Source organism: Candidatus Accumulibacter meliphilus (genome assembly GCF_036625345.1).
In the GTDB taxonomy this organism is placed as follows: Bacteria; Pseudomonadota; Gammaproteobacteria; order Burkholderiales; family Rhodocyclaceae; genus Accumulibacter; species Accumulibacter meliphilus.
Map to the genome: position 1 here is coordinate 135,833 of NZ_JAZKTZ010000010.1, position 16,650 is coordinate 152,482.

General features: G+C 64.5%; 9 protein-coding genes. 5 read left to right on the plus strand and 4 right to left on the minus strand.

The window, feature by feature from the left end:
• Positions 1 to 41 precede the first annotated feature (41 nt).
• Positions 42 to 1,889, plus strand: coding sequence for an autotransporter assembly complex protein TamA (locus tag V5B40_RS19565; protein WP_332356070.1), 1,848 nt, complete (start codon positions 42 to 44; stop codon positions 1,887 to 1,889).
• Positions 1,889 to 5,974: a translocation/assembly module TamB domain-containing protein gene (locus tag V5B40_RS19570; protein WP_332356071.1), complete on the plus strand. Its 4,086-nt coding sequence runs from the start codon at positions 1,889 to 1,891 to the stop codon at positions 5,972 to 5,974. Before V5B40_RS19565 ends, V5B40_RS19570 begins: the two co-directional genes overlap by 1 nt.
• 424 nt (positions 5,975 to 6,398) lie before the next feature.
• Here the strand turns inward: V5B40_RS19570 and V5B40_RS19575 are convergent, their stop codons facing one another.
• From V5B40_RS19575 to folD, 4 genes are all read right to left on the minus strand, one after another.
• Positions 6,399 to 7,445 (minus strand): L-threonylcarbamoyladenylate synthase, encoded by a 1,047-nt coding sequence (locus V5B40_RS19575; protein ID WP_169068472.1) that lies wholly within the window; start codon positions 7,443 to 7,445, stop codon positions 6,399 to 6,401.
• Positions 7,435 to 8,592 carry a 5-(carboxyamino)imidazole ribonucleotide synthase gene (locus V5B40_RS19580; RefSeq protein WP_169068473.1) on the minus strand — a complete coding sequence of 386 codons (1,158 nt, stop codon included), beginning with the start codon at positions 8,590 to 8,592 and terminating at the stop codon, positions 7,435 to 7,437. The genes V5B40_RS19575 and V5B40_RS19580 overlap by 11 nt, the downstream gene beginning before the upstream one ends.
• A gap of 102 nt (positions 8,593 to 8,694) precedes the next feature.
• Entirely contained in the window at positions 8,695 to 9,195 is a 501-nt protein-coding gene (gene purE / locus V5B40_RS19585) for a 5-(carboxyamino)imidazole ribonucleotide mutase (protein WP_169068474.1), read from the minus strand.
• Entirely contained in the window at positions 9,195 to 10,046 is an 852-nt protein-coding gene (gene folD, locus V5B40_RS19590; RefSeq protein WP_291997541.1) for a bifunctional methylenetetrahydrofolate dehydrogenase/methenyltetrahydrofolate cyclohydrolase FolD, read from the minus strand. The genes purE and folD overlap by 1 nt, the downstream gene beginning before the upstream one ends.
• 463 nt (positions 10,047 to 10,509) lie before the next feature.
• On the opposite strand from folD, the gene aceE reads away from it, so the two are divergent.
• Genes aceE through lpdA form a run of 3 tightly spaced genes read left to right on the plus strand, consistent with a single transcriptional unit; the run spans position 10,510 to position 16,609 of the window.
• Complete coding sequence (gene aceE, locus V5B40_RS19595) at positions 10,510 to 13,203, plus strand: pyruvate dehydrogenase (acetyl-transferring), homodimeric type (protein ID WP_332356072.1); 2,694 nt, start codon at positions 10,510 to 10,512, stop codon at positions 13,201 to 13,203.
• Between the two features lie 12 nt (positions 13,204 to 13,215).
• Positions 13,216 to 14,844: a dihydrolipoyllysine-residue acetyltransferase gene (aceF, locus tag V5B40_RS19600; RefSeq protein ID WP_332356073.1), complete on the plus strand. Its 1,629-nt coding sequence runs from the start codon at positions 13,216 to 13,218 to the stop codon at positions 14,842 to 14,844.
• Positions 14,845 to 14,857: 13 nt separating this feature from the next.
• Positions 14,858 to 16,609, plus strand: a complete 1,752-nt coding sequence (lpdA, locus tag V5B40_RS19605) for a dihydrolipoyl dehydrogenase (protein WP_332356074.1) — start codon at positions 14,858 to 14,860, stop codon at positions 16,607 to 16,609.
• Positions 16,610 to 16,650 lie beyond the last annotated feature (41 nt).

Here is a 16,650-nt window from a genome sequence, read left to right on the forward strand (position 1 = left end):
CTTGTCTTGCAGATCTTGCCAAAATCGATGCCAAAGCGTCTATGCTATGCGGTCTGCAGGAAGCGCTTCAGGCACGCCTGCTGGCGGCGCGAATCTCGCGCCTGGCGCGTCCGCCACATCAACGTTACGCTATCCGCCATTCCTTGTCCCGTTTTCCACACCCGCTCCACTACCTGTCCATGTACAAGTTCGTCGCTCTGGCAGCGCTGCTGCTCGCCCTGCCAGCGGCCGCCGCTGTGCCGCAATTGCAGGCACCGGAAGAGGTGCACCAATTGCTGACCAACTTCCTGGAGCTCGGCGAGGTGGCCGATGCGCCGGAGCAGGCGGCTTTCGAGCGCCGCATGCAGCGCGAAGTGCCGCCGCTGTTGGCGACCGAGGGCTATTTCTCGCCGCAGGTGGTGGTCAGGGAGGGTGACGGAAAGCTGCTCATCGAAGTCGATCCCGGGCCGCGCTCGACGGTCGACAGTGTGCACATCGAAATCCTTGGCGAAGTCGACGTGGCACGGCGCGAGACCTTGACCAAGAGCTGGAAACTGAAAAGCGGCCAGCCGTTTCGGCAAGCTGACTGGGACGACGCCAAGCAATCGCTGCTCGCCGAGCTGCTGTCGGTGGACTTTGCGGGGGCTCGCCTACAGGACAGTTCTGCCCGAGTCGACCCCGAGGCGCGTCGGGTTGAGCTGCGCGTCGTCCTTGCTGCCGGCCCGCCCTACAGTTTTGGCGAGCTGAAGATCAGTGGCCTGAAGCGCTACTCGGCGGCGCTGGTCGAGCGCTACAACCATCGCGTTCAACCCGGGGAGCCCTATCGTGAGGATCGGCTACTGGCTTTGCAGACTGCTCTGCAGGACACGCCCTTCTTCGGCTCAGTGACCGTTGCCCTTGAGCGCAGCGCGGTAGGCGGTGGTTCGCCCGTGGGTGATGATGGGCGGGTGAGTGCGCCGGTAGTGGTGCATGTCCGCGAGAGTGCGCCTTATCAGGTGTCGCTGGGCGCCGGCTACAGCACCAACACTGGCGCGCGCGTTGAAGCCAGCTATCGCAACAACGATCTCTTTGGTCGTGCCTGGGAATTGCAAAGCGGGGTGCGCATCGAGCAACTGCGCCAGACGGCGTACGCCGACGTCTTCCTTCCCCCCGACCAGCGCCGGCGTCGCGATGGTGTCGGCATCGCTTTCCAGAAATCCGACATCGAAGACCTGGCGCTCGAGGGCTACTCGGTGGGTGCCACGCGCGTTCAGAAGCGCGGTAGCGTCGAGCAGCGCCTGGCGCTGAACTGGCTGGAAGAAAAGCAGACTCCGAAGGGTTCGCCGACAACGACCAACCAGGCCTTGACCGCGCAGGCTGGCTGGACCTGGCGGCACGCGCCGGATCCGCTGAACCCGGCAGAGGGGATTGCGCTGCAGTTCCAGGTCGGCGGCGGCAGCAAGCAGCTGCTTTCCGATCAGGACTTCCTGCGCACCTATCTGCGCTATGCGCAGGGGGTGCCTCTTGGCGCCAGCGATGGCCTGCTGCTGCGCGCCGAGCTGGGCGTGACTTTTGCCCCATCAAGCACTGGCATTCCGCAGGATTTTCTCTTTCGCACCGGTGGCAGCAACTCGGTGCGCGGTTACGCCTATCAAAGCCTCGGCGTGCCCGACGGCTCGGCGGTTGTCGGTGGGCGTTATCTGACGACCATGAGTGCTGAATACACGCACTGGATCACGCCGTCCTGGGGTGCCGCGGGCTTTGTCGACGCCGGCGACGCCCAGGACAGTCGCGACGCTTTCGATCTGGCCGTGGGTTACGGTCTTGGCGCGCGCTGGAAGAGCCCGCTTGGACCGCTTGGCGTGGACCTCGCATACGGCCAGCGCGAAGGCAAGCTGCGCCTCGATTTTTCGCTGGCGGTGCCGTTTTGATGAGCACGCTTGAGCCGCCCGAGCGCGGCAGCGACGAGTGCTCCGCCCCATCGTCAACGCCAGCACCGCCACAGCCACCGCCGCCGCTGCGAAAGTCGCGCCGCTGGCTGTGGCTGGCGCCGCTTGCCGCCCTTTTGGCGCTACTCGCCGCACTTGCCTGGCTGCTTGGCAGCGAGGCTGGTTTTCGTCTCAGCTGCCGAGGCCTCGAGCAGCTTGCCGGTGGTCAGCTGACGCTGACGGCGCCAACTGGGTCGCTCGCGGGCTCGCTTACCGTGCAGTCGATACATTGGCGGGATGCGACGCTCGACGTTCAGTTGCAGGAGCTGCAGTTCGACTGGCGGCCGGCCGAGCTGTTGCAGAAGCGACTCTCGGTCGCTCGCCTGGCGGTGGCCAGCCTGCGCTTTGCGAGCTTGCCCAGCGACGAGCCGTCGACGCTGCCGGACAGCCTGCGCCTGCCGCTGCCTGTCGACATCGAGCAGCTAAGGGTCGGCAGCATCGAAGTTGGCGACTACGCACTGCCTGAAGGCAAGGTGGCGCCCGTCGTCGAAGCGCTCGAAGCGACACTGAGCAGCGACGGCTTGCTGCATCGCGTCGCCGCATTGCGCGCCAGTGTCAGCGGACTGGCGGTGAGCGGGGAGCTTTCTCTGGCCGCCGACAAACCGTATGCACTGATGGCGAAAGCCGCTATCGAGGGCGAGGCGGCGGGACGAACTCTGGCCTTCGATCTCACCGCTGACGGTTCGCTCGAAGAACTCGTCATCCGCGGCAGCGGCCGGCCAGTCGACGCGAAAGCCGGTGAAAGCTTCGCCGGTCAGCTCACGGCAAGGATCAATCCTTTCGGGGCGCAGCCCATCCTCGAGCTCGTCGCCCAGCTTTCGGGCGTCGACCCGGCTGTGTGGAGCCCCGGTGCGCCGCAGGCGGCGCTCGATTTGAGCGTTGATTTGCGGCCTCTGGGCGAGCCGTCGGACGGCCTGGGTGGGCGCCTGACGATGAGCAATCGGCGCCCAGGTGGCGTCGACCGGCAACTCCTGCCGGTCGTCTCGCTGCAGGCCGGGCTGCGGCTGAGCGACGACGAATTGCAGCTGGCCGATCTCGATCTCCGTTTGTCGGGCGGCGGCCGACTGCGCGGCAGCGGCCTGCTGCGTGACAGCGAACTGACGCTGCGTCTGGCAGCGACGGAACTCGACGCGAGTGCCCTGTACGGCAGCCTGCGGCGGACAAGGCTTGCCGGACCCTTGCGCGCCAGCCTGAGCGCGGATCGGCAGTTGCTCGAGATCGAATTGCGTGATCCGCAGTTCACTGTCGACAGCAAGATCGCCATTGCGCCGACCGAGATCGTCGTCGACAGGCTGCGACTGCAGAGCGGCGATGCGAGTTTCCTTGCCAGTGGCAAGCTCGGCCTGGTCGACAGCGGCAAGTTTGCGGTGCAGGGAAAGCTGAAGAATTTCGACCCCAGCCGCTTTGCAGACCTGCCCGCGGCACGTTTGAATGCCGAACTCGAGGTCACCGGCAGCAGCCAGCCGCAGCTCGTTCTCGGCCTGCGCTTTCAGCTCCACGACAGTCGTTTTCAAGGTCAGTCGGTCACCGGCAAAGGCGATGTCGATCTCGCCGGCGAGCGGCTGCGCAAGGCCGATGTCGAGCTCAACGCCGCCGGCAACCGACTGGCCGCGAAAGGTGCTTTCGGCGCCCGTGGCGATCGCTTGACGGTGACCATTGCGGCGCCGAAACTCGATCCGCTTGGCGTTGATGGGGACCTCAGCGGCACGCTCGTTCTCAGCGGTAGCAGCAAGGCGCCGGAAGTGTCGGCGGATCTGCGCTCGGTGCGCCTGGCGGCCAAGGATTTTGGCGAGATTCGCGGGCTCGATCTCGGCGCCCGCCTCGGCGATGGCAAGGACGGGGTCCTGGCCGGCAAGCTGCAGCTCGCCCGACTCGATCTGGCTGATGGCAGTACCCTGCTTGGCAAGTTGTTGTTGGAGGCCGACGGCGTGCGCAGTGCGCACCGCTTGCGCGGCGAGATGGCTCTGCCGCGCAAGCGTGATCTGCGTCTGTTGCTCGCCGGGGGCCTGGCGACTCCGGCGAGCGGCATGGTGTGGACCGGCACGCTCAGCGAGCTGAGCCTGTCTTCACTGGTCGACAAGGACAAGCCCTTCGTTCGTCTCGCCGGGCCGTTACCGCTGCAGGCGGCCGCGGAGCGCGTCAGCGCCGGTCCTGGCGAGTTCCTCGGCCCAGCCTGGTCGCTGCGTCTCGAACGTGCGCGGTACGAGAGCCAGCGCTGGCAGACTGCCGGGAATTTGCGCGGCCTGCCGCTGCTGGCGACACTCGCCGAGTTTCCGGATTTGTTTGACGACTCGGCCATCGCGGCGGCCAAGGGCAGCAGCGAGGCGCTACGTCTGAATGCCGAATGGGATCTGGGTAACCGCGGCAGCGGTCGTGCGGCCGGCAAAGGCGATGCGCCGCGGGGCGCCTTGCCGACGGGTAGCCTGCGCCTGTGGCGGGAGAGCGGCGACCTGACGATTGGTACGGTGCCCCTGGGTCTGGAGGAGGGGCGTGTCGAGTTGCAGGCCAGGAACGGCCGTCTCGACGCCGAACTCCAGTTGCGCGGCAAGAAACTCGGCGAGCTAAGTGGCCAGCTGAGCGCGGCCAGTTCTGCGGATACCTTGATCAATCAGCGGGCGCCATGGCAGGGTCAGCTCAAATTGAAGGTTCCGGATCTGGCCTGGGCGGCCCGCTTGCTGGGAGCCGGCTGGCAACTCGGCGGGCGTCTGGCGGGCGAAGTCGAGCTTGCCGGAACGCCAGGCAAACCTCAGCTCAGCGGTGAATGGCGCGGCGACGACCTGGCCGTGCGTGCCCTGGACCATGGCATGCGTCTGGAGCGCGGCAAGCTGCTGCTGCAATTGACCGGCGACAAGCCGGGTGACGTGCGTCTGCTCCTCAAGCAACTCGTGTTCGAGAGCGATTTTCAGCCGATGCCGCGCACCCTGGCCCTCGATCCGGGCATTGACGTGGCTGCCCTGACCGGCAAACCCGGTAGCGTCGAGGCCAGTGGCGAGTTGCATCTGGGAAGTAACGACGGCGTTCTCACCCTGCGCGCCGATCGTATCGGTGTGACGCAGCGCGCGAATCAATGGATGCTCGTTTCCGGCGATGCCAAGCTGACCCTCGGCGAGAAAGTGCTCGACGTCCTCGGCAAGTTCAAGGTCGACGCGGGTTACTGGGAGTTGGCCAAGAGCGGCACACCGCAGCTTTCCGATGATGTCGTGATCATCCGCGCGGGGGATGGCAAGGCCAAGGTGGCGCCAGCGGCTCGTCTGCTGTCCTTGAACATCGACGCCGACCTGGGACGGCACTTTCATTTTCGCGGCGCCGGCGTCGAAAGCCGCCTGGCGGGCTCGCTCAAGATCGAGTCGGACGGATCGGGAATGCCGCGGGCGGATGGTTCGATTCGCACCGTCGGCGGCCGTTTCGATGCCTATGGTCAGAAGTTGGCCATCGAGCGCGGCATTCTCAACTTCCAGGGCTTGATCGACAATCCGGGCCTCAACATCCGCGCCATTCGTAGCAATCTGCCGGTCGAAGCGGGCGTCGAAGTCACCGGTACCGCCAGACGACCGATCATCAGGCTGGTGTCCGATCCCGTGGTGCCCGATGCCGAGAAGCTCTCGTGGCTGGTTCTCGGGCAGGCCAACGATCAGGAGGGGGGAGGAGGAGGGTCGGGTGCCTTGCTGGCCGCGGCGCAGGCGCTTTTCGGTGGCCAGGATGGCGGTACCCTGGGGAAACTGCAGCGCGGTCTGGGCATTGACGAATTCGGGGTCAGCAGTGGCTCGATCGATGGCTCCGGCCGTTCGCAGACCAGCAGCATTGCCAACACCGGATCCTTCGGTTCCAGCACGACGACGACCGGGCAGATCGTCAGCGTCGGCAAACGGCTGTCTTCGGATGTGCTGATCGGCTACCAGCAGTCGCTGACCACGGCGGAAAGCGTCGTTACGCTGACTCTCTTCCTCAAGCGCAATTTTTACGTCGTCGGTCGCGTCGGCTCCGACAATGCGCTGGATTTCTTCTGGAAACACCGCTTCGGTCGTTAATGTGAAAGTCGCGCAAGCGACTCACGAAACTCCCTTCTCCCCTTGCGGGAGAAGGGGCAGGGGAAGAGGGAAACGGTCATGACTTTCATGATTTGGGGTGTCTCCACGTGTCATGACCGTTAATGTGAAAGTCGCGCAAGCGACTCACGAAACTCCCTTCTCCCCTCGCCGGAGAAGGGTCTGGGGTGAGGCGGGGAATTCAGGGAGCATGCTCCCTGCCCGGCGAACGATTACGGCGTGCAAGCCGGAATGCGCACTGCAAGTGAGAGGGAAGCGGTCATGACTTTCATGATTCGGGGTATCTCGAAATGTCATGACCGTTAGGCGATGGCCGCAACAGGAGCGCTTGTCCTTGAACAGGAATCGCCTTGGTTCCGTGCGCTCCTGCTTTGTCGAGCCAGCTGCGCTGGCCGGTGACTGGGGATCAGCGATGCCTGTTTGCCGAGTCAGTCGTTTGACCGGCGCCGACGGCGGCCCGGCGCAGGCGATCGGCGACTGCTGCCCAGGCGGGTGTCGCCGGAACCGCTTCGACGACGATCAGGTCGGCGGCCATTTGGTCGAGTTCGCGCAGTGCCGCGTAGAGTGCGCGCGCGTAGCCGCGGGGATGCGCAGCCAGCTGGCGAACGGCAAGCGTCGCCGCGACGCCCGGGAACTCGCTGTGGCACAGGATGGCACTGTGGCGGCCCGTTTGACGGAGTTCGGCGACGACTTCCGCAAGCTCGGTCGAGGCCACCAGGCGCAGCGGCGTCGCTGGCGCGTAGTGTGCGGCCAGCGAACCCGAGACCCGCGGCCTGCCGTCATCCGCCGCTTGCGTGAGGACCTCGGGCAGCATGCCGATGACCGACGCGATCTGCTCCGGGGTGACGTGTCCCGGACGCAGCAGCCGTGGCGGCAGCCCAGGATCGCGCGTGAGGTCGAGAATCGTCGACTCGATGCCGACTGGGCAGCGGCCACCGTCGAGCACCAGGGAGACGGAGTTGCCCAGTTCTTCGCGCACATGCGCGGCGTCGGTCGGGCTGATGCGGCCGAAGCGGTTGGCAGAAGGGGCGGCCAGGCCACACATGCCAGCAACGCCGCCGCCGGCCTGCGCAAAGGCGCGCAGTAGAGCCAGTGCGACCGGATGTGCGGGCACGCGGACGCCGATGCTGTCCTGGCCGCCGGTGACTGCAGTGGGCACTCCCGCGGCGCGCTTGAGGATCAAGGTCAGCGGACCTGGCCAGAAAGCTTCGGCCAACTCCCATGCCAGCGCTGGAATATCGCACGCCCAGCGGTCGAGACAGCCGGCACCGGCCAGATGGACGATTAGCGGGTGCTCGGCGGGTCGCCCCTTGGCGGCGAAGATGCGGGCCAGCGCCGGCGGGTTGGCGGCATCGGCGCCCAGCCCATAGACCGTCTCGGTCGGGAAAGCGACCAGTTGGCCGGCCTGCAGTAGCGCGACGGCGCGCTCGATGTCCGCCTGCTCAGGGGGCATCGACGATCCCGATCGCCGTACGGGCCGCCAGCGCCACGGCGCGGGCTTTCTCCGGGTCCTCGTCGACCACCGTGAAGTGCCCCATCTTGCGGCCGTGCCTGGCGTGGTGCTTGCCATAGAGATGCAGCTTGAGGCCGGGAAAGGCGTGCAGGCGTGACCAGTCGGGTTCACGATAGCGAGTGCCGGCAGGGCCGGTTTCGTACCAGATGTCTCCGAGCAGGTTGACCATCGCTGCCGCCGAGTGCGCGCGCGGGTCGCCCAGCGGCAAGCCGCAGAGGGCGCGCACCTGCTGCTCGTACTGGCTGGTCAGGCAGGCATCGAGCGTGTAGTGGCCGCTGTTGTGCGGGCGTGGCGCCATTTCGTTGACCACCAGCTGGTCCTCGACAACGAAGAATTCGACCGCCAGGGTGCCGATATAGCCGAGGCCGGCGGCGATCTTTTCAGCCAGTTCGGCGGCCTCTGCGCGCAGCATCGGCGAAAGGCGTGCCGGCACCAGCGAGACGTCGAGAATGCCTTTGCGGTGGCTGTTCTCGGCGCTCGGAAAGCTTTTCACCTGGCCGTCTTCGTCACGCGCCAGGACCACCGAGATTTCGCTGCCGAGCGCGAGTTTCTGTTCGAGGACGCAGGTTTCGCCCTTGAAGTGCTGGAAGGCGGCGATCGCCTCATCACGACCGGCGACGACGGCTTGCCCCTTGCCGTCGTAGCCGAAACGAGCGACTTTCAGGATCGCCGGGAAAAGGCTGAGCGGGGCAGCACGCAGGTCGTGTTCGCTGTGCACGGCGATGAAGTCGGCAATCGGCAGATGGTGTCGGCGCAGGAACTCTTTTTCGGCGATGCGATTCTGGCAGACGCTGACCGCGGCTGCCGCCGGGCGCACGAGGACGAATTTGGCGAGATAGTCGAGGCTGCCGGCGGGGACGTTTTCGAACTCGGTGCTGATCGCCGTACAGCCCTGTGCCAGTTCGTCGAGCACCGGATAATCGTCGTAGCCGGCGACCAGATGACGGTCGGCGATCAGTCCGGCGGGACTGTGCGGGTCAGGGTCGAGAACCCAGACCGGGTAGCCGAGTTCGTGTGCGGCGGCGACGAAGAAGCGGCCGAGTTGGCCGCCACCGAGCATGCCGAGAGTAGCCGGGGGAAGAATCATCGTCTTGTACTCATCTGGCGCGCCGCAGGCGGTCAGCGACAGCGCTCTCCGGTGAGAGAAGTCCCTGGCCGGGAGCGGGGCTGTCGTTCGGGCTGCGGCCGCTCACACTTCCGGCAGCTTCATGGCCAGCACTTTGGCGGCCTGGGTTTGACGGAATTCGCTGAGGCGCTGCGCCAGCGCCGCGTCGCTTGTGGCGAGCATGGCGACGGCAAACAGCGCCGCGTTGGCCGCGCCGGCCTCGCCGATGGCGAAAGTGGCCACCGGTATGCCTTTCGGCATCTGCACGATGGACAGCAGCGAATCGTTACCGGACAGCGCCTTCGATTGCACCGGCACGCCGAGGACGGGCAGGATGCTCTTGGCGGCCAGCATGCCGGGTAGATGCGCGGCGCCGCCGGCGCCGGCGATGATCGCCTTCAGGCCACGCTCGGCGGCCGTCGAAGCGTAGTCGAAAAGCAGATCCGGGGTGCGGTGCGCGGAGACGACGCGGGTCTCGAAAGGGACGCCGAAGTCCTTGAGCATCACTGCCGCCGCTTGCATCGTCGGCCAGTCGGAATCGGAGCCCATGACGACGCCGACCAGCGGCGCCTGCTGCTGTGCCATCAGTGCGCCTCTCTTTCTGCGGCTTCGAGGGTGTTGGCGAGCAGCATGGTGATGGTCATCGGCCCGACGCCACCGGGGACCGGCGTGATCGCCGAGGCGACCTCGCTGACCGGGCCGAAGTCCACGTCGCCACAGAGTTTGCCGTCCGGCAGGCGATTGATGCCGACATCGATGACCACCGCACCGGGTTTGACCATCTCGGCGGTGACAAAGCGCGCACGCCCGAGCGCCGCAACCAGGATGTCGGCGCGCCGGGTGTGGAACAGCAGGTCACGGGTCTGCGAATGGCAGATGGTGACCGTCGCGCTGGCTTGCATCAGGAGCATCGCCATCGGCTTGCCGACGATGTTCGAGCGTCCCAGGACGACTGCCTCCTTGCCCTTCAGTTCGATGCCGGCGTCGCTGAAGAACTTCATGATGCCGTAGGGCGTACAAGGAATGAAACGCGGATTGCCCTGCATCAGCGCGCCGACGTTTTCGGCGTGAAAACCGTCGACGTCCTTCGCGGGGGAGATCGCCTTGAGTACCGCATCACTGTCAAAGTGCTTCGGCAGCGGCAGTTGCACCAGGATGCCGTGAATTTTTGGATCGGCGTTGAGCTCGGCGATTTTGGCCAGCACCAGCGCCGGCTCGACAGTCGGCGGATAAGTGATTTTTTCGGAGTGAAAACCGGCCTGCGCACAGGCGTTGACCTTGTTGCGTACATAGACCTGCGAAGCGGCGTCTTCGCCGACCAGAATCACGGCCAGTCCGGGGCGGGTGCCGCGCGCAGCCAGCGTTTCGGCGCGGGACTTGAAATCGGCGCGCAGCTTTTGTGCCAGCACGGTGCCGTCGAGGATTTTTGCTGTCATTTCGTGGTTTCCTGGAGTGGCCAGAAGGCAATGCGAGAAACGCGAGGCGCTCCAGGCGCGCGTCGTCTCTTCGCATCGATCTCGGAGGAGAGCGATTCTATCGCAAATCAGGTGGCGTCCGTTGCCGCTTCCGAGTTCGCCGCTTGTGCGCTTGCCTACCTTCCTGGAAGGGGAAAATGCCTACAAAGCCGGCCACTTGGCGGCTGATTGACGATTCCACGTTGATACAGATCAACTTCCTGGCCGTGACACGGTCAATAGGGGGTGCCAAAACACCCGCAAGGGCCTTCTGGCGCATGTGAAATTGCACGATGCAAAAGTGTGTTTTACAATGCGGGACAACAAGGATTGCTGCGCTGCGGTACTTTGTAGTGACGCAAGCGTTTACCCTCTGTGCTGACGTTCGCTTGGGCGTCCAGCAAAACTATTCACTTCATGATTCTGCAGACCAGGAGACAAGTCCATGGCAGCTCTGCCCGAAAACGCGCCGTCGGCCGGCATCACCGATGCCGACCCGCAAGAGACACAGGAATGGCAAGACGCACTGAGCGGGGTAATCGATCGGGAAGGCGCCGAGCGCGCTCACTACCTGATTGACGGCCTGATTTCCCACGCCCGCCAGGAGGGAATCGATATTCCCTACAGCGCCACCACCGAGTACATCAACACCATTCCGGTCGATCAGCAGCCCAAGTATCCCGGCAACGCGGATCTCGAAATCCGGATTCACAACTACATTCGCTGGAATGCCATGGCGATGGTCGTGCGTGCCAACAAGGACAGCAACGTCGGCGGCCACATCGCTTCGTTTGCCTCGGCGGCGGCCCTCTACGACGTCGGCTTCTCCTGGTTCTGGCACGCGCCTTCCGAGCAGCACGGTGGCGACCTGATCTTCTTTCAGGGGCACTCGGTGCCTGGGGTTTATGCGCGCGCGCATCTGCTCGGGCGGCTGACCGACGAGCAGATGGACTGCTTCAGGCAGGAAGTCGATGGCAAGGGTGTCTCGTCCTACCCGCATCCGTGGCTGATGCCTGACTTCTGGCAGTTCCCGACCGTCTCGATGGGCCTCGGTCCGATCCAGGCGATCTACCAGGCGCGTTTCATGAAGTACCTCGACAGCCGCGGCTTCATCACCGCTGGCGACCGCAAGGTCTGGGCTTTTCTGGGCGACGGCGAAACCGACGAGGTCGAATCGCTGGGCGCCATCGGCATGGCCGCGCGCGAGAAACTGGACAACCTGATTTTCGTCATCAACTGCAACCTGCAGCGTCTCGACGGGCCGGTGCGCGGCAACGGCAAGATCATCCAGGAACTCGAAGGCACTTTCCGCGGCGCCGGCTGGAACGTCATCAAGCTGGTCTGGGGAACGCAATGGGACACGCTCCTGCAGCGCGACAAGAAGGGCATCCTCAAGCAACGCATGATGGAGGCGGTGGACGGCGAGTACCAGACCTTCAAGGCCAAGGATGGCGCTTACGTCCGCGAGCACTTCTTCAATAGTCCGGAACTCAAGGAACTGGTCGCGGACTGGACCGACGAACAGGTCTGGGGGCTGAACCGCGGGGGCCACGACATCTTCAAGATCTTCAGCGCCTACAAGGCGGCTGTGGAACATCAGGGTCAGCCGACGCTGATTCTGGCCAAGACCATCAAGGGCTTCGGCATGGGCCAGGCCGGTGAGGCGATGAACATCTCGCACCAGCAGAAGAAACTCGATTTCGAGGCCATCAAGCGCTTCCGAGATCGCTTCAACCTGCCGGTCGCCGACGATCAGCTCAAGGAACTGCCTTACCTGAAGTTCGAGGAAGGCTCGCCCGAGTTGACCTACATGCGGCAGCGGCGGATGGACCTCGGCGGCTATCTGCCGCAACGCCGACGTAGTGCCGAAGCGCTGGACATTCCGGAGCTCCCGGCCTTCGATGCCTTGCTCAAGGCGTCGGGCGAGGGCCGCGAGGTGTCGACGACGATGTCTATCGTCCGTTTCCTCAACATCCTGCTCAAGGACAAGAAGATCGGCCGCCACGTGGTCCCGATCGTGCCCGACGAATCACGCACCTTCGGCATGGAAGGCCTCTTCCGCCAGATCGGCATCTGGAACCAGCAAGGTCAGAAGTACGTTCCGGAAGACCATGACCAGCTGATGTTCTACAAGGAGTCGATCGACGGCCAGGTACTGCAGGAAGGAATCAACGAAGCCGGCGCAATGAGCGACTGGATCGCCGCGGCGACCGCCTACTCGGTGCATGGCGTGCAGATGATCCCCTTCTACATCTGCTATTCCATGTTCGGATTTCAACGCGTCATGGACCTTTGCTGGGCGGCTGGCGACCAGCGCGCGCGGGGCTTCCTGATCGGCGGTACTGCCGGCAGGACGACCCTGAACGGTGAAGGTCTGCAGCACGAAGATGGTCATTCGCTGATTCTCTCCGGACTGATTCCGAACTGCATCAGCTATGACCCCAGCTTCTCCTTCGAAGTCGCGGTGGTCATGCGCGAAGGCATGCGCCGGATGTACCAGGAACAGGAGGATGTCTTCTATTACATCACGGTGATGAACGAGAACTACGAGCATCCGGAAATGCCGGCCGGCGCCGAGGCCGATATCCTCAAGGGTATGTACCTGCTGCGTCGCGGTGCGTCCTCGGATAGCAAGCCGGCGACGCCACGCGTGCAGCTGCTGGGTTCGGGAACCATTTTCCGCGAAGTCATTGCTGCCGCCGAGCTGCTCAAGAACGACTGGGGTGTCGATGCTGACCTCTGGGGTTGCCCCGGCTTTGGCGAGCTGGCACGTGACGGCAACGACGTGCAGCGCTGGAACATGCTCCACCCGACCGAAAAACAGCGCCTGTCGCACGTCGAAAAATGCCTGGCTGACACGCGTGGTCCGATCGTTGCGGCGACCGACTACGTCAGGATGTACGCCGAGCAGATTCGCCCCTTCATCAACCGTCGCTACGTGACGCTGGGTACCGACGGCTTCGGTCGCTCGGACACGCGCGAGCAGCTGCGTCACTTCTTCGAAGTCGATCGCCGCTGGGTCACCGTTGCCGCGCTGAAAGCGCTCGCCGACGAGGGAGCGATCGAGCAGCAGACGGTTGCCACGGCGATCGCCAAGTACGGCATCGACGTGAACAAACCCAATCCGATGACGGTTTAAGGGAGCCCTCTGATGAGTCAAATGATCGAAGTAAAAGTCCCTGATATCGGTGACTACAGCGACGTGCCGGTGATCGACATCTGTGTCAAGGCTGGTGACGTCGTCAAGGTCGATGACGCTCTGGTGACCCTGGAATCCGACAAGGCGACGATGGACGTGCCGTCTTCGGCGGCCGGGGTGGTCAAGGAAGTGCGCGTCAAGCTGGGTGACAAAATCTCGGAAGGCGCGGTGGTCGTCGTTCTCGAAGCGGCCGGCGAAACTGCCGCAGCCGCGCCGGTGGCTGCAGCTGCCGGCGCTCCAGTCGCTGCTCCAGTCGCCACCCCGGCAGCTGCTCCGGCAGCCGCTGGCGGAGCAGTGGTCGAGGTCAGCGTCCCCGATATTGGGGACTACAGCGATGTGCCGGTGATCGACATCTGCGTCAAGGTCGGTGACACGGTCAAGCTCGACGATGCGCTGGTGACGCTTGAGTCGGACAAGGCGACCATGGACGTGCCGTCATCGGCGGCCGGCGTGGTCAAGGAGATCAAGGTCAAGCTCGGCGACAAGATTTCCGCTGGTGCGGTGGTCGTCGTTCTCGAGGGCGCGGGCGGCGCTTCGCTTGCTGCCGTTGCCGCCACTGCGGCGAGTGCGCCAGCGAGTGCCCCGGCTGCGGCCGCGGCCGCAGCCGCCAGCCCGCCGTCGGCAGCGGCCGTTGTGCCGCCAGCCGCTGGTCTGGCCCTCGGCGCCAAGACCCACGCCAGTCCTTCTGTCCGTCTGTTGGCCCGTGAGCTCGGTGTCGACCTGTCCAAGGTCACTCCGAGTGGCCCCAAGTCACGGATCCTCAAGGAAGACGTCAGCGCCTACGTCAAGGGCGTCTTGAGCGCTGGGCCGGCAGCTTCGGCTGCCGCCGCTGCTGCGCTGGGCGGTGGTCTCGATCTGCTGCCCTGGCCAAAAGTCAACTTCGCCAAATTCGGCGCTGTCGAAGTCAAGCCTCTGTCGCGGATCGCGAAGATTTCGGCACAGAATCTGGCACGCAACTGGGTGATGATCCCGGCCGTGACCTATCACGAAGACGCCGACATCACCGACCTCGAAGCCTTTCGCGTGGCGATGAACAAGGAGAATGAGAAGTCAGGGACAAAGATCACCATGCTCGCCTTCCTGATCAAGGCCAGCGTCATGGCGCTGAAGAAGTTCCCGGCGTTCAACAGCTCTCTGGACGGCGACAATCTGATAATGAAGCAGTATTTCAATATTGCTTTCGCCGCCGACACGCCGAACGGCCTGGTCGTACCGGTGGTCAAGAACGCCGACCAGAAATCGGTGACGGAGATCGTCATCGAGAGCGGCGAACTGGCGAGGAAGGCGCGCGACGGCAAGCTCGGTCCGGCCGACATGTCCGGCGCCTGCTTCACCATCTCCAGCCTGGGCGGCATCGGCGGTACCTATTTCTCGCCGATCGTCAATGCGCCGGAAGTGGCCATTCTGGGGGTCAACAAGTCGGTGATGAAACCGGTCTGGAACGGCCGCGAGTTCGCACCGCGGCTGATCCTGCCGATGTCGCTGAGCGCCGACCACCGTGTGATCGATGGCGCACTGGCCACTCGCTTCAACGTTTACCTTGCCCAGTTGCTCGCCGACATGCGACGCGTGCTGCTTTGATCGGGAGAAGACCATGAGCCAGATCATTGAAGTAAAAGTGCCCGACATCGGCGACTACCAGGACGTGCCGGTCATCGACGTCTGCGTTGCGGTTGGCGATACCATCAAGCTCGACGACGCCTTGGTCACCCTCGAATCCGACAAGGCGACGATGGATGTTCCGAGCAGCGTCGCTGGCGTCGTCAAGGAAGTGAAAGTGAAGCTGGGGGACAAGATCTCCGAGGGCGCGGTGGTGGTTCTGATCGAAACCAGCGACGCCGTGCCGGCCTCGGCAGCCGCGGCACCGGCTGCCGCCGCCGCAGCGCCGGCGGCAACTGCCGCTCCGGCACCGCAGGCCGCAGCAGCGATCAGCGGCAGCGCCGACATCGAGTGCGAGATGCTCGTTCTCGGTGCCGGACCCGGCGGCTATTCAGCCGCTTTCCGCAGCGCTGACCTGGGCATGAAGACGGTACTCGTCGAGCGTTACGCAACGCTCGGCGGCGTCTGTCTGAACGTCGGCTGCATTCCCTCGAAGGCGCTGCTGCACATCGCCGGGGTCATGGAGGAGGCGCAGCACATGGCCGACTGCGGGGTCAGCTTCGCCGCTCCCAGCGTCGACCTCGATAAATTGCGCGCGCACAAGGACAAGGTCGTCGGCAAGCTGACCGGCGGTCTTGCCGGCATGGCCAAAGGGCGCAAGGTCGAAGTCGTGCAAGGGGTCGGGCAGTTTCTCGATCCCAACCATGTCGAAGTGACGCTTGCCGACGGCGGCAAGAAGATCGTCAAGTTCCAGAAAGCGATCATCGCTGCAGGTTCGCAACCGATTGCGCTGCCGTTCATGCCCAATGACGATCCGCGCGTGGTCGACTCCACCGGTGCCCTCGAACTGCGTCAGATCCCGAAACGCATGCTGGTCGTCGGCGCCGGCATCATCGGCCTGGAAATGGCCACCGTCTACTCAGCGCTCGGTTCGCGCATCACGGTCGTCGAACTCGGGCCGATCGTCATGCCCGGTGCTGACCGCGATCTGGTCAAGGTCTGGGAGAAGAAGAACGGCCATCGCTTCGACCGCATCCTGCTCAACACCGGCGTCGTCGCCGCTGCGGCCAGCGCCGACGGCATCGAGGTCACGTACAGCAATGACGAGAAGGAGAGCTTCGACCTGGTGCTGGTCGCTGTCGGTCGTTCGCCGAATGGCGGCAAGCTGGCGGCCGACAAGGCCGGCGTCGCAGTCAGCGATCGCGGCTTCATCGCGGTTGATGCGCAGTTGCGGACCAATGTGGCGCACGTCTTCGCCATCGGCGATCTCGTCGGCCAGCCGATGCTCGCCCACAAGGCGGTGCATGAGGCGCACGTCGCTGCCGAAGCCGCACACGGCAGCAAGCGCTGTTTCGATGCCCTGCAGATTCCCTCGGTGGCCTACACCGATCCGGAAATCGCTTGGGCCGGCAAGACCGAAGATCAGTGCCGCGCCGAAGGCATCAAGTATGGCAAGAGCGTCTTTCCCTGGGCGGCATCGGGGCGCGCACTGGCCAACGGTCGCGAAGAAGGTTTCACCAAGCTGATCTTCGACGAAGCGACGCACCGGGTAATCGGCGGCGGCATCGTCGGCACCCACGCCGGCGACCTGATCGGCGAAGTCTGCCTGGCGGTAGAAATGGGCTGCGACGCCGCCGACATCGGCCACACCATCCACCCGCACCCGACCCTGGGCGAGTCGGTGGGCATGGCGGCCGAAGTTTATGAGGGCGTGTGTACTGACCTGCCGGCGATGAAAAAGAAGTAACGAGGCTTCTCCTCCAGCCCTACAATGACGCCGCCGCACGT

Bases quoted from the DNA above. Each gene is read 5' to 3' on its own strand.
- V5B40_RS19565 (WP_332356070.1), top strand. From the start codon at position 42: ATGCTATGCGGTCTGCAGGAAGCGCTTCAGGCACGCCTGCTGGCGGCG.
- V5B40_RS19570 (WP_332356071.1), top strand. From the start codon at position 1,889: ATGAGCACGCTTGAGCCGCCCGAGCGCGGCAGCGACGAGTGCTCCGCC.
- V5B40_RS19575 (WP_169068472.1), bottom strand. From the start codon at position 7,445: ATGCCCCCTGAGCAGGCGGACATCGAGCGCGCCGTCGCGCTACTGCAG.
- V5B40_RS19580 (WP_169068473.1), bottom strand. From the start codon at position 8,592: ATGATTCTTCCCCCGGCTACTCTCGGCATGCTCGGTGGCGGCCAACTC.
- purE (WP_169068474.1), bottom strand. From the start codon at position 9,195: ATGGCACAGCAGCAGGCGCCGCTGGTCGGCGTCGTCATGGGCTCCGAT.
- folD (WP_291997541.1), bottom strand. From the start codon at position 10,046: ATGACAGCAAAAATCCTCGACGGCACCGTGCTGGCACAAAAGCTGCGC.
- aceE (WP_332356072.1), top strand. From the start codon at position 10,510: ATGGCAGCTCTGCCCGAAAACGCGCCGTCGGCCGGCATCACCGATGCC.
- aceF (WP_332356073.1), top strand. From the start codon at position 13,216: ATGAGTCAAATGATCGAAGTAAAAGTCCCTGATATCGGTGACTACAGC.
- lpdA (WP_332356074.1), top strand. From the start codon at position 14,858: ATGAGCCAGATCATTGAAGTAAAAGTGCCCGACATCGGCGACTACCAG.